Source organism: Clostridium sp. (genome assembly GCF_026168755.1).
GTDB lineage: Bacteria > Bacillota > Clostridia > Clostridiales > Clostridiaceae > Clostridium.
Genome location: NZ_JAPFDR010000002.1, coordinates 98,830 through 111,948 on the forward strand (window position 1 = coordinate 98,830; position 13,119 = coordinate 111,948).

Below are 13,119 nucleotides of genomic sequence, written 5' to 3' on the forward strand. Positions count from 1 at the left end.
CTGCATCATCTTTTTTACTTAATCTATTTAACTTCTTTACACCAGCTAGAAGATATTCTTGAATTATCTATATATCCTAAATAGCTATGCCCAACTTTCACTTCTAAACCCTCATATTGATCTATTTGATTATCACTTAACTTTTCTACTCTCTCATCACTAGATAGGTATACATCCTTACTAAAAATATAGCTTTTATCCTTACAAAATATCATAGTTCGTCACCTCGAATATTTATTTATTACAAATACATTATACACCTATTTACTTATATAACCATCTAAGTTTTAATTTTCTAATTTTTGAATAATTTTATTCTTATTCTTTTACAATTATGCATTTTACAGAAAAATTAGAATAATTATTTTATTAATCTAACAAAAAATTTCTTAATGTATTTAATTTTAATATTATATATGCAATAACGCTCCCAACTATAGAACTTAATGAAAATGGAATGATGTAAACAAATAAAGCCACTTCCTTTCCTAAAATAAAGGCTGCTAATGGATAAGCCAATAATGCACCTATTATTCCAGTTCCAATCACTTCTCCAATTACAGCTATTTCTACTTTTTTAAACTTTTTATATAATATAGCTGCTAAAAATACTCCAACCATACTTCCTGGAAAAGCTAATATACTTCCTGTCCCCAATATATTTCTTAATAATGATGATACAAAAGCACAAGAAACTCCATATAAAGGTCCTAATGTAACTGCTGCAATTACATTTATTAAATGTTGTATTGGTGCTGCCTTTGCCCCTAATACAGGAATAGAGAATGCTCCTAATATAGTTGCTAAAGCCACTAATACTCCACTTATAACCAATTTTTTCGTTGTATATTTACTTTTAATTAGTTCCACATTTAATTCCCCCAATCCATTTTTGTTAATAGCATTATTCATTAATTTTACTTACCCACTTTTCACATTCTAATCTTATATCATCAGCTTTTAATATTGCTGAAACAACAGCATGTCCATCAATATTGCACTGCTTCAATTTATTAATATTATCTAAAGTTATACCTCCAATTGCTACAATTGGTAAATTCACTTCCTTCTTAATTTCACTTAACTTATCAATTGTTACACTTTTTGCATCTAATTTTGTTGTAGTTGTAAATATAGCTCCAACACCAAGATAATCTGCTCCATTTTCTTTAGCTTTCATAGCTTCTTCCACTGTTCTTGCAGATACACCAATAATTTTATTTTTTCCAATAAGTTTTCTAACCTTATCTGCTGGTATATCACTTTGTCCAACATGAACACCATCAGCATCACAAAGCATTGCAATATCAACTCTATCATTAATAATAAATTTCACATTATATTTTTTAGTTAAATCCCTAAGCTTCATTGCCTTTTCTAAAAATTCCCTACCTGTAGCATTCTTTTCTCTTAATTGAAGCATTGTTACTCCACCTTTTAATGCTTCTTCAATACAATTATAAAAATCTCTTCCTTTTAAAATATCTGAATCTGTTACTAAATAAAGTTTTAATTCTTTCATTTTTATCACCTTTTTCTAATATTTATGCTGCAATATCCTTAATGCTATCTACTTTTTTTAAATCTATCTAATGGAATTAAAGCTAAAACTTTAGTTTATTTATTTGCCATATTCCAAAACTCCAGCTCATAAAGACTAGATTTTATAAAAATATCTTTTAACCTTTCTTTTTCTACTTCAGATAAGTTTTCACATATTTCATCAATATAATCAATCCATTCTTCAGTACATTCTCTAAACTCTTCTGAAGCATATTCCTTTATCCATGGAGAATAAAAATTTTCTTCTAATCTATCTTTATATGTTTCATATAGATGTTTTCCGATATAGTAATAGCTCCAGGTACAAGGCATTATAGTCATTGCAATATCTTTTGAATCACCTATTAATGCAATTCCAAGCATATAATTTGTGTAACTTGCAGTTGTTAACTCAACTTTATACTTTTCTACCTCCTCTGTGCTTAAACCGAAGCCTTTTAAATAATTAACATGAACTGCTGTTTCATCATCTAATACACCTTTTATAGATTCATGATAAAACTTCATTTCTTTCATAGTTCTAGCCTTAACTAATCCCATTGCAAAAACTTTAGCATAATCTTTTAAATATAAATAATCTTGAATCAAATAATTCTTGAACTTCCCTTTATCTAAAGTTCCTTCTCCTATTCCTTTTACAAAAGGATGTTTTAAATATTCATCCCAAATCTCTTTAACTTCATCAAATAACTCTTCTGAAAATTTCATACTATTCAATCCTTCCATACTCTTTTAGTTTATTCATGTTCATTTCATAAACATTATTCATAAGTTGCTCTTTAAAAGTTCCTATTGATATATTATCTTTATCTGCTAACTCTCCACTTACTGCCATAGTAAGAACTCCCATAGCAACTGCTTCTACCTTTTTAAAACTATCTCTTTCTCTCTCTTCTAGATTGTTATATGCCCCTAAATAACTACCTATCAAACTTCCAGTCATACAACCTGTACCTGTTACACTTTTTAATTTTGCAGTTCCATTGAATATCTTTATAACTTTCTTACCATCACTAATAAAATCAACTTTTCCAGTAGCAACTACTATACATCCAAGCTTTATGGCTACCTTCTTTACTACTTCAGATATATCTTCTCCATCATCAAAGGAGTCAACACCTTTTCCTCTTACATCCAATCCACCTATAAACTTTATTTCAGCTATATTCCCTTTAACAACATCAAATTTAATTTCATTTAATAACTTATTTGTAAAGTTTGTTCTTGTTTTTGTTGCAAAAACACCTACTGGATCTAATATAACGGGCTTATTAAATTTATTAGCTGCCTTTCCAGCTTTAACAAATAAATTTAATCTACTTGAATTCATAGTTCCAATATTAATTACTACTGAACTAGCAACACTAACTACTTCTTCAACCTCTTCATCAGAATAACTCATTAAAGGACTTGCCCCTAAGGCTAATGTTATATTTGCACAATCATTTATTGTTACTTCATTTGTATAATGTAATACTAAAGGATTTATTTCTTTAACTTTATTTATTAATTCAAACATTACTTCTTCTCCTTATCTATGCCTTAGTCTTCAAATTTATAAAAATGATTTACAGGTCCGACACCCTTACCTATATCAAAGCTATGTCTTATTGCTTCTGTTATATATTCTTTACTTAACTTAACAGCTTGCACTATGTCATACCCCAATGCTAAATGTGATGTTATTGCTGATGATAAAGTACATCCTGTTCCATGAGTATTTTTTCTATATAATCTTTCTTGTTTATAAATTTCAAATGTATCATTTCCTATTAATACATCCACTGCATCACCTGCAAGATGTCCACCTTTCATTAGAACATACTTAGGTCCTAACTCTAAAATTCTTTTTCCTGCCTCTCTCATATCATCTACACTATTTATTTCTATCCCTGTAATTTCTTCCGCTTCTGGCGTATTTGGAGTTATTATATACGCCATAGGTATAAGCTCTTCAATTAAACTTTTCTTTGCTTCTGGTTTTAATAGTGAATATCCACTTTTAGATATCATAACTGGATCAACTACTAAATATTTAGGTTTATATTTCTTTAATTGATTTACAATTGCATAAATAATTTCTGGGCTAGATACCATTCCTATTTTTACTGCTGCAGGCTCTATATCCTCAAATACAACTTCTATTTGCTTTTTAATTATTTCTTTACTTAAATCTTCTACAAGAAATACTCCTTGTGTGTTTTGAGCTGTTATTGCAGTTATTACACTCATCCCATAAGTACCAATTGCACTAAATGTTTTTAAATCAGCTTGTACACCTGCTCCTCCTGATGAATCTGAGCCTGCTATTGTTAATGTTGGTATTTTATAATTTCTCATTCCTCTTCTCCTTTGAAATCTTAAATTTAAATATATAAATAAAAAAACAGCTATATCCCACTGGAATATAACTGCATGATTACAAATAATATATAAATATTTTTACAATATATTAATATAAAACATTAGTTTTATAACAAAATTTTACATTAAAATTTGTAACTTTACTTTAAATATACATTAATAAGCTTTCCTACGCTGGTATTATCCAGATCAGGTACAAGGGTTAATAATAATTTATTTCTCAGCCTTATGGCACCCCTAGCGTTTTATTTAATTATTACACCTTAATTATATTACTTTCCAATACTTTGTCAATATTTTCTAAAATTTTATCATTTATTTCACTAATTATATTTGCACTTTATTAAGTTATTTATTATTATATATATTAATATCTACACATACTAATAAAAAATAAGGAGGTTTTTTTAATGTCAAGAACAGCAGCATTTTTTGATATAGATGGAACAATATATAGAGAAGGACTTATTACTGAAGTATTTAAAAAGATAATTAAATATGATTTAGTTGATGAGAATAAGTGGTTTAAAGAAGTAAAGCCTGCTTATATTAATTGGGATAAAAGACAAGGTGATTATGATACTTATCTTTTAAAAATGGTTGACGTATATATAGAAGCTATTAAGGGATTAGATAAATATCATATAGATTATATAGCCAAAAAAGTTATTGAACAAAAAGGTGATAGAGTTTATACATTTTCAAGAGAAAGAATTAAATGGCATAAAGAAAATGGAGATATTGTTATTGCTATTTCAGGTTCTCCTATAGAGCTAGTTAGGGAGATGTCTCTAAAATATCATATGGATGATTATAGAGGAACAATATATGAGCTAGATAAAGATAATAAATATAATGGATATATTACTCCTATGTGGGATTCTGATAGCAAAAAGAAAGCTATTAAAGAATTATGTGAGAAGTATGATATTGACTTAAGTAAAAGCTATGCTTATGGCGATACTGCTGGTGATTTTACAATGTTCAAGTCTGTTGGAATACCTTATGCTATGAATCCAACAAGAGAGCTTATAACAAAAATTATGGATGATGAGGAATTAAAAAAGAAAATTAATATTATTGTTGAAAGAAAGGATGTTACTTATCAACTTGATGTAAACTGTCTAAGCCTTTTATAAAACCTACAATTAAATTTAATTAGGAACTCAATAATGAGTTCCTAAAAATATATTCTATTTATTTTTATATACAAACTTTATAAAGCCTTTTCTTTATAATAATTTCTTAATCCTTGAAAAGTTGGATTAACTCCTAATTTAAAACATTCCTCTACATAAGCTTTTAAAACATAAATACTCATTTATTTAACACCTCTTTTTAAGACTTTTTTATTAATTTATGTTTTAATATATGTAATAAGAGTTATGTAAATTACTAAAAATAATAAAAAAATTTAATTTGTAGGTGAAAAATGAACTATATAATTTTTGATTTAGAATACAATCAGCAGCATCCTGATGATATTAATCCATCAGAACCTAAACCTCCATTATTATTTGAGATAATTCAAATTGGAGCAATAAAATTAACTAATGACTTAAAAGCAATTTCTGTATTTAATTCTTTAGTTAAACCTAATATACACTTAAAACTTCATCCTTATGTAGAAAACTTAACTAAAATTAATATGGATGATTTAAATAAATCCCCAAACTTTAAATCTGTTTATACTGACTTTATTAATTTTATTGGCAAAGAAGAAAATATTCTTGTTATATGGGGTAGTTCTGATATAAAAGAGTTAATTAAAAATATAGAATTTTATAATCTTGATTCCTCTAAAATTTCAAATAAATATATAGATATTCAAAGTTATGCTAGCAAATTATTTAATCTACCTAAAGGACAAAAAGTAAGTTTAAAAAATGCTGTAGAAGCTCTTAATATTCCTGTTGAAGGTGACTTTCATGATGCATTTTTCGATGCCCACTATACTGCTGAAGTTTTTAAATCTATTTATACAAAGAAACTTTCTCCAAGTACCTTTATTAAAAGTCCCGAAAAAAGACCTAAAGTAAAAAAAGAAAAACTTGACTCTCACGCTTTAATAAAAGAATTTGAAAAGATTTATAATCGTAAAATGTCTAAAGAAGAAGTTGAAATGATTAGATTAGCATATTTTATGGGTAAAACTAAACAATTTATTTTAAATGATGAATAATTTTCCAAATAATTAGGTAACCTAATACTAAAGGAGGCTATCTCAATGTTGCTTGTTTTAGTAAATATTATTTGGATACTTATAAAATTAATATTTTATATGCTATATTTTTTAATTAAAGCAACCCTTAAAACATTTGTTTTTATTTTTAAAAAACCATTTTTAAGATTTACATTTTTAATTATTAGCATTGGTTGCTTACTTCATATTAAGTTTAATATACTAGCCACTATATATTTTATTTATTTAATGCATTTATTTGCAATAAGATTTAATATTTATAATAAAATTTATACTTATTTAAATTATATTTATAACAAAATACGTAATTCTTATAAAGTTTCAAGTTGTTTAAAATCATTAAAAAATGATGGTATTATATTAAATAACATATATTTAGAAAGTAACAATGATGATTGTTGTTCTATCGATGAGCTAGTAATTACTAATGGTGGTATTTTTTCTATTAAAACATTAAATTATCCTTATAATGATTATAATGAATTTAATGTCACTAAGATACTATCCTTAAATAATATTAAATCTAAAGATGATAAAATAATAGATATTAGCTTGATAAATTCTATATCTGAAGAATGTTTAAAATGCTATAATATCTTGCAAGACATATTATCTTGTGAAATCCCAATAACTAACATTATTGCTATTCCACAAGAAAATTGTGTGGTAAAAGAAGACTATTCATTAGACACTCCAATTGTAACTGCTAAGGATTTACCTTATTATATAAAAAATAAAATAAATAAAGATGTTAATTACTCACCATTATTAATAAAAGAAAATTTATTAGAAAATAAACTTTGGACCTTTGATATAGTTATTTCAAGACTTCAAAGTTTTCTTAATCATAGTAAAATTACTATATTATTTTTTACTATATTTCTAGCTATATATTATATCTATATAACTTTTATATCTTATATATTTTTTAAAATAATTACATTATAAAGTACATAAAAAAGTAACTAACTTTTTATCATTAAAGATATCTGAATTAGTTACTTTTATTTTATAGTTAAACTATCCTAACATTTCATATTTATCCATATTAGTTTGTTTTACAATCTTATTGTAAACAACCTTTATATCATCTGCATTATTATCAAAAGCTAATGCTTCTACTAATGCATCTAAAATAACAATTACTTCCTTTTCATCTAATTTTATATCCATAATTCTCCTCCACACCTTAATATTATTTACTAAGTTCAATAAATTTCTCTATATCTTCTTCTATAGTTTTTAATGAATTTCTCCAAAATTCTTTATTATGAATATCTATGCCAACTTCTTTTGTTATATCTGCAATTTTATTTTTTCCTGTAATGGATAAAAGCCTTTCATATTCACTTGTAAAACTTTTACCCTTCTTTAAATATTCAGCATATAATCCCTTTGCAAATAATAAACCAAATGCATATGGGAAATTATAATAATTATAATCTGCATCATAATAATGCGGCTTCCATGCCCACATATAAGGATGTAAATATTCTGGATCTAAACCATTACCATAAGCTTCTCTTTGTGCTTTTAACATTAATTCTTTAATTTGGTCAACTGTTAATGCACTTTCTTTTCTTGCTTCAAAAACTGACTTTTCAAATAAAAATCTTGAATAAATATCTACTATTACCTGTGTACAATCACAGATTTCAGCTTCTAATATAGCTAGTGCCTCATCCTTATCAGCCTCTTTAATTGCAGCTTTTTTTATTATAGTTTCACAGAATGTAGATGCTGTCTCAGCTATAGGCATTGGATACTCTGAATTAAGTATTGCTTCATTTTTTAAGCATTCTCCATGGAATCCATGTCCAAGTTCATGAGCCATAGTTACTACATCACCAAAGCTACCGCCATAATTTAGCAATATCCTACTTTCTCCTATAAAATGAAGTCCAGCACAAAATGCTCCTCCAACTTTTCCTTCTCTAGGTTCTACATCTATCCAATTATTATCTATTGCCTTTTGCGCAAAGTTACCTAAATTGTCACTAAATGTTCTAAAGTTTTTAACTACAAACTTTGCCCCTTCGTCATATGTAAATTTCATATCAGCATTTGATATTGGAGCATATAAGTCATAAAACGGTAATCCATTTTTATGTCCTAACATTTCTGCTTTTCTCCTTAAATACTTTCTAAAAACAGGTAAGCTTTCTTTCATAGCATCTAACATTGCATTTAATGATTCTTCATCCATTCTTGAATCTAATAAAGTTTTTTCTAAAGGCGACTTATATCCTCTAAAATCACAAACTGTTAATACTTCTCCCTTTATTCCATTAAGAGCAGCTGCCACTCCTTCTTCTACCTTCTTATAAGATGCTATTTCCGCCTCATAGGCTCTTTTTCTTACTTCCCCTGATTTATCTTCTGCCATATTTAACACTACTGTTAATGGATATTCTTTCACTTCATCATTTTCTTTAATTTCAACCATTAATGATGATATTAAATTATCCTTAAGCTTACTCCAGGCATTAGAACCTGTATTTTTCATATTTGCAATAATACTTTCCTCTTTATCACTTAATAAATACTTACTTTGTTCTATAATGCTTTTTAATACATATTCATGTGCCTTAAGTAACTCTGATTTTTCAATTATACACTCAATATTATCAATATTACTTATATATCTTTCTATCTTAGTTGAAGCTTCAACCATATAAGTTAACTTTTTTTCAAATATATCAGAATATCTTAATGCTTCTGTATCTTTTGTATTAACACTAATGCTTAATTGTATAAATGCACCTATTTTACTAATTAATTCAGTTAACTTTGAATACTTCTTTATGTACTCTTCTAACTTTACTAATATATCATTATTATCTTTTACAATATCATTAGCCCATTCATTAACTTCATTAATTTTAATTGTAAGTTTATCCATATCAATTTTAAATTCTTCACTTTCAAATGATGGATATAATTCTTTCAAGCTCCAATTCAAACTCATTATAATCCTCCTCTTATTTTTACAAATTCTTATTATAATTATATACTGTTGTTGAAAATAATTCCAACAAACATATAAAAAAAAGTGAAATAAATTGCAAAATTCACAATTTATTTCACTTTTATTAAATTTCTATTTTCTAACTTTGACCTGAAGCTTTTCTATCCATCCTTTATTATACTTTAATGAAATATAACCTATTATACTTATAATTAATGCTCCAACTGCATCTACAAATAAATCTATCATAGTATCCGTTAAAGCAGCTCTTCCTATTAATTGTGTACCATCTTCCAAAGCAAACTTTTGCATATTAAGACCTAGCAAACCATCAAAAGTAAATTCATAAAATTCCCAAACTACTCCTAAAGTCACTGCAAAACAAAATGAAAATAAGGCTACAAACAAAGGACTTAAATTCATAGGAACTTCTTCGGTATTATTTAATAAAGTCACAATTGAAAAACCTAATGCACCTATCATTGCCCCACTAAATGTATGTAAAATATTATCCCAATTTGAAACATTATAATAAAAACTCTTTACTTCACCTAAATATATTGCAAAATATAAGAATATAGTATATAAAATTAACATATTTGATGGTATTTCAATTTTTAATCTATGCTCTAACATTCCTGGTAACAACATTGCAACTACACCTAAAATACATTGACACAGCATTAAAGCATAATCACTTTTTATACGAACAAATGGTTCGTTAGGATCTGCAACTGTTGGTGCTTTATTAATTGCAAAAACTAAAAATACAATTGTAGAAACTAATGTTATTAGCACAAAATAACTTAAAATTTTCTGCCAATTAATTTTATTTTTCCTCACATGCTTTCACTCCTTTATTTAAAATTTATAAATATTAATTTGTATTAGTTCAAATTATAATTCTATAATAAATATGAGTAAAAGTAAAATACTATGTGAAATTTATCTATATTTTTATATATTTCTTTATTTTTTTAATATATATATTTACATCTCCAATATTTTATTATATTATTAATAACATAAATATTAACAAGCATTGATGGAGAGAGTAATTTTAACGATATCTTTAAGCGAGTAAGGGATGGTGTAAGCCTTATAAGATTAGTTTTAATGAAAAACACTCCTGAGCTTCTAACCGAACAGTTTGGATTTTCCTCACTTAGTAGACTTAGACGGGACCCTACCGTTAAAATGGGACAGTCTTAAATTTATATTTAAATTTAGCACTGATAAAGAGGCTTTTATGCAAATTAGGTGGTACCGCGGAATTTACCTTTCGTCCTATATTTTAGGACGAAAGGTTTTTTTATATTATTTAGGGGGTTGCTTTATGACAAAAGAATTAAAATCTAAAGTTTTCATACCTGAAAACTACAAATCAAACTTATCATTAATAGAAACAGAAATAGCAATTAAAAAAGTTAAAGACTTCTTTGAAACTAAACTTGCTGAAACTTTAAACTTAACAAGAGTTTCTGCTCCATTATTCCTTGAAAATAGCTCAGGCTTAAATGATAATTTAAATGGAGTAGAAAGACCTGTAAGCTTTGACATGTTAGCAATTGAAGATAGTAATATAGAAATTGTTCACTCATTAGCAAAATGGAAAAGATTCGCTCTTCATAGATATAAATTTGAGGCTGGCTCTGGTTTATATACAGATATGAATGCAATTAGAAGAGATGAAGAGTTAGATAATATACACTCTATTTATGTTGACCAATGGGATTGGGAAAAGGTAATTACTAAAGAAGATAGAAATTTATATACTTTAAAGGATACAGTTAGAAAAATCTTTTCTGTATTCAAAGCAACAGAAGATTTTGTTTCTAGTGAATATCCATCTATTGAAAAGATTTTACCTGAGGATATTACCTTTATTACATCACAAGAATTAGAAGATATGTATCCTTCTCTAACATCTAAAGAAAGAGAAAATGCTATTACTAAAAAGCATAAAGCTGTATTTATATTAGGTATTGGAGATGAATTAAAATCTGGTGAAAAGCATGATGGAAGAAGTCCTGACTATGATGACTGGAAACTTAATGGAGATATTTTATTTTACGATCCATTATTCGATTCTGCTATAGAACTTTCTTCTATGGGTATTAGAGTTGATAAGGCAGCATTAGAATATCAATTACAGAAATCCGGATGTGAAGACAGACGTGACCTTCCATTCCATAAAGCATTATTAGAAGATAAACTTCCTTTAACTATGGGTGGTGGAATTGGTCAATCAAGAATCTGTATGTTCTTTTTAAGAAAAGCTCACATAGGTGAAGTGCAAGCTTCTATTTGGGATGAATATACTCATAAACAATGTGAAGCTGCAAATATTGAACTATTATAAAATTTATATAAATTTTTAATACTACAAACCACAATAATTATTATCAGACTGCTGACAAAGTGTCAGCAGTCTAAAAAAATCATAGCTATTTCTAGCTATGATTTTTTACTTATATTATACCAGCAATAATTCCTCCACCAACAACTTTGTTTCCTTGATAGAAAACAACAGATTGGCCTTTTGTTATTGCTCTTTGTTTTTCTTTAAAGCTAACTTTAACTTTTCCATCTCTTAAAGGTGAAATAACTGCCTCTGCTGGTTTTCCTGAATATCTAACCTTTGCTTCAACTGTTATTGGCTCTTCAAGCTTATCAAATGGAATAAAGTTAACATCCTTAGCAACTAAGTCAGTCTTAAATATATCCTCTTCTGGACCTAATACAACTTCATTAGTTCTAGGATTTATATCAGTTACAAATACAGGTCTTCCAAGTGCTATTCCTAACCCCTTTCTTTGACCTATAGTATAGTAAACTATTCCTTTATGTTCTCCTAATACATTTCCGTTTTTATCAACAAAATTTCCTGGAACAACCTCTAATGGTCTAGCTTTACTTATGTATCTACCATGATTATTATCTGGTATAAAGCAAATTTCTTCACTATCTTTTTTATTATATACTGATAATCCAATTTCCTTAGCAATTTCTCTTATTCTATCCTTAGTGTATTCTCCACAAGGCATAAGAGTATGTGCTAATTGCTCTTGAGTAAAGTTATATAATGCATATGTTTGGTCTTTTCTATCATCATCTGAACGAATTAATAGATATCTTCCATTTTCATCTTGCTCAATTTTAGCATAGTGACCTGTTGCAACATAATCAGCACCTATTCCTTGAGCTTTTCTTAATAACTCATCAAATTTTAAATGCTTATTACATGCTATACATGGATTTGGTGTTTTTCCATCTATATATTCTTGAACAAAATAATCAATAACTTTTTCTTTAAAGCTATCCCTAAAGTTCATTACATAAAAAGGAATGCCAATTTTATTAGCAACTCTTCTAGCATCGTCTACAGCTGAAAGTGAACAACATCCACCTTCCCTTTCTGTATAATCTTTATCTTCTTGCCATATTTGCATTGTAACACCAATAACATCATATCCTTGTTCTTTTAAAAGATAAGCAGCAACGGAGCTATCAACTCCGCCGCTCATACCTATAACTACTTTCTTTTTCTTTTCCATCAAATCACACCTTAAGTTTTTTATTCGTGTCCATGTACTGCATCATGTAATTCATCATGATCTGTTTCTTCGAATTCCCATCCTTCAGTGCTTAATCCAGCATTTTTTCTGTAGTCATTTATTGCTTTGTGTATAGCTTCTTCAGCTAATACTGAACAGTGCATTTTTACTGGTGGAAGTCCATCTAAAGCTTCAGCAACAGCTTTATTTGATAACTCCCAAGCTTCTTCTAAAGTCTTTCCTTTAATCATTTCTGTAGCCATTGAAGATGAAGCTATAGCTGATCCACAGCCAAAAGTTTGGAATTTAACATCTTTAATAATGTTATCTTCTACTTTTAAATAAACTCTCATTATATCTCCGCACTTAGCATTTCCAACTTCTCCAACACCATTTGCGTCTTCAATTTCTCCTACATTTCTTGGATTTCTAAAATGGTCCATAACCTTATCTGTATATATCAT

15 protein-coding genes, 1 riboswitch and 1 other annotated feature are annotated in these 13,119 nt (G+C 27.4%); of the genes, 4 read left to right on the plus strand and 11 right to left on the minus strand.

Features of this window, described 5'->3' with window-relative positions; genetic code table 11:
• Positions 1-23 precede the first annotated feature (23 nt).
• From Q0Y03_RS01630 to thiD, 6 genes are all read right to left on the minus strand, one after another.
• Positions 24-215 carry a hypothetical protein gene (locus tag Q0Y03_RS01630; RefSeq protein ID WP_297712119.1) on the minus strand — a complete coding sequence of 64 codons (192 nt, stop codon included), beginning with the start codon at positions 213-215 and terminating at the stop codon, positions 24-26.
• Between the two features lie 154 nt (positions 216-369).
• Positions 370-861: an energy coupling factor transporter S component ThiW gene (gene thiW, locus Q0Y03_RS01635; protein ID WP_363318698.1), complete on the minus strand. Its 492-nt coding sequence runs from the start codon at positions 859-861 to the stop codon at positions 370-372.
• 43 nt (positions 862-904) lie between these two features.
• Positions 905-1,528, minus strand: a complete 624-nt coding sequence (gene thiE / locus Q0Y03_RS01640; RefSeq protein ID WP_297712170.1) for a thiamine phosphate synthase — start codon at positions 1,526-1,528, stop codon at positions 905-907.
• Between the two features lie 89 nt (positions 1,529-1,617).
• Positions 1,618-2,271 (minus strand): thiaminase II, encoded by a 654-nt coding sequence (gene tenA / locus Q0Y03_RS01645; RefSeq protein WP_297712121.1) that lies wholly within the window; start codon positions 2,269-2,271, stop codon positions 1,618-1,620.
• 1 nt (position 2,272) lies between these two features.
• Positions 2,273-3,082 (minus strand): hydroxyethylthiazole kinase, encoded by an 810-nt coding sequence (gene thiM, locus Q0Y03_RS01650; RefSeq protein WP_297712122.1) that lies wholly within the window; start codon positions 3,080-3,082, stop codon positions 2,273-2,275.
• A gap of 23 nt (positions 3,083-3,105) precedes the next feature.
• A complete protein-coding gene (gene thiD, locus Q0Y03_RS01655) occupies positions 3,106-3,903 on the minus strand; it encodes a bifunctional hydroxymethylpyrimidine kinase/phosphomethylpyrimidine kinase (protein WP_297712123.1) in 798 nt (265 codons plus the stop codon).
• Positions 3,904-4,076: 173 nt separating this feature from the next.
• Positions 4,077-4,176, minus strand: a riboswitch (TPP riboswitch).
• Positions 4,177-4,337: 161 nt separating this feature from the next.
• Between thiD and Q0Y03_RS01660 the strand changes: the two genes are divergently transcribed.
• From Q0Y03_RS01660 to Q0Y03_RS01670, 3 genes are all read left to right on the plus strand, one after another.
• A complete protein-coding gene (locus Q0Y03_RS01660) occupies positions 4,338-5,066 on the plus strand; it encodes an HAD-IB family hydrolase (protein WP_297712124.1) in 729 nt (242 codons plus the stop codon).
• Between the two features lie 293 nt (positions 5,067-5,359).
• Positions 5,360-6,109 (plus strand): 3'-5' exonuclease, encoded by a 750-nt coding sequence (locus tag Q0Y03_RS01665; protein WP_297712125.1) that lies wholly within the window; start codon positions 5,360-5,362, stop codon positions 6,107-6,109.
• Between the two features lie 45 nt (positions 6,110-6,154).
• The gene (locus tag Q0Y03_RS01670; protein ID WP_297712126.1) at positions 6,155-7,078 is read left to right on the plus strand and encodes an NERD domain-containing protein; all 924 of its coding nucleotides are present in this window, start codon (positions 6,155-6,157) and stop codon (positions 7,076-7,078) included.
• A gap of 72 nt (positions 7,079-7,150) precedes the next feature.
• On the opposite strand, the gene Q0Y03_RS01675 is transcribed toward Q0Y03_RS01670, so the two are convergent.
• The 3 genes from Q0Y03_RS01675 to Q0Y03_RS01685 form a co-directional block, all read right to left on the minus strand.
• Positions 7,151-7,303, minus strand: a complete 153-nt coding sequence (locus tag Q0Y03_RS01675) for a hypothetical protein (RefSeq protein WP_291674949.1) — start codon at positions 7,301-7,303, stop codon at positions 7,151-7,153.
• 22 nt (positions 7,304-7,325) lie between these two features.
• A complete protein-coding gene (locus Q0Y03_RS01680; RefSeq protein WP_297712127.1) occupies positions 7,326-9,098 on the minus strand; it encodes a M3 family oligoendopeptidase in 1,773 nt (590 codons plus the stop codon).
• Between the two features lie 132 nt (positions 9,099-9,230).
• Positions 9,231-9,941: a hypothetical protein gene (locus Q0Y03_RS01685; RefSeq protein WP_297712128.1), complete on the minus strand. Its 711-nt coding sequence runs from the start codon at positions 9,939-9,941 to the stop codon at positions 9,231-9,233.
• A gap of 190 nt (positions 9,942-10,131) precedes the next feature.
• Positions 10,132-10,391: a binding site (T-box leader), on the plus strand.
• A 43-nt stretch (positions 10,392-10,434) separates the two neighbouring features.
• Between Q0Y03_RS01685 and asnA the strand changes: the two genes are divergently transcribed.
• Positions 10,435-11,460: an aspartate--ammonia ligase gene (gene asnA / locus Q0Y03_RS01690; protein ID WP_297712129.1), complete on the plus strand. Its 1,026-nt coding sequence runs from the start codon at positions 10,435-10,437 to the stop codon at positions 11,458-11,460.
• A gap of 109 nt (positions 11,461-11,569) precedes the next feature.
• Here the strand turns inward: asnA and mnmA are convergent, their stop codons facing one another.
• Complete coding sequence (gene mnmA / locus Q0Y03_RS01695) at positions 11,570-12,658, minus strand: tRNA 2-thiouridine(34) synthase MnmA (protein ID WP_297712130.1); 1,089 nt, start codon at positions 12,656-12,658, stop codon at positions 11,570-11,572.
• A 17-nt stretch (positions 12,659-12,675) separates the two neighbouring features.
• Positions 12,676-13,119: a Fe-S cluster assembly scaffold protein NifU gene (nifU, locus tag Q0Y03_RS01700; protein WP_297712131.1), complete on the minus strand. Its 444-nt coding sequence runs from the start codon at positions 13,117-13,119 to the stop codon at positions 12,676-12,678.

Bases quoted from the DNA above. Each gene is read 5' to 3' on its own strand.
- Q0Y03_RS01630 (WP_297712119.1), bottom strand. From the start codon at position 215: ATGATATTTTGTAAGGATAAAAGCTATATTTTTAGTAAGGATGTATAC.
- tenA (WP_297712121.1), bottom strand. From the start codon at position 2,271: ATGAAATTTTCAGAAGAGTTATTTGATGAAGTTAAAGAGATTTGGGAT.
- thiM (WP_297712122.1), bottom strand. From the start codon at position 3,082: ATGTTTGAATTAATAAATAAAGTTAAAGAAATAAATCCTTTAGTATTA.
- thiD (WP_297712123.1), bottom strand. From the start codon at position 3,903: ATGAGAAATTATAAAATACCAACATTAACAATAGCAGGCTCAGATTCA.
- Q0Y03_RS01660 (WP_297712124.1), top strand. From the start codon at position 4,338: ATGTCAAGAACAGCAGCATTTTTTGATATAGATGGAACAATATATAGA.
- Q0Y03_RS01665 (WP_297712125.1), top strand. From the start codon at position 5,360: ATGAACTATATAATTTTTGATTTAGAATACAATCAGCAGCATCCTGAT.
- Q0Y03_RS01670 (WP_297712126.1), top strand. From the start codon at position 6,155: ATGTTGCTTGTTTTAGTAAATATTATTTGGATACTTATAAAATTAATA.
- Q0Y03_RS01675 (WP_291674949.1), bottom strand. From the start codon at position 7,303: ATGGATATAAAATTAGATGAAAAGGAAGTAATTGTTATTTTAGATGCA.
- Q0Y03_RS01680 (WP_297712127.1), bottom strand. From the start codon at position 9,098: ATGAGTTTGAATTGGAGCTTGAAAGAATTATATCCATCATTTGAAAGT.
- asnA (WP_297712129.1), top strand. From the start codon at position 10,435: ATGACAAAAGAATTAAAATCTAAAGTTTTCATACCTGAAAACTACAAA.
- nifU (WP_297712131.1), bottom strand. From the start codon at position 13,119: ATGATATATACAGATAAGGTTATGGACCATTTTAGAAATCCAAGAAAT.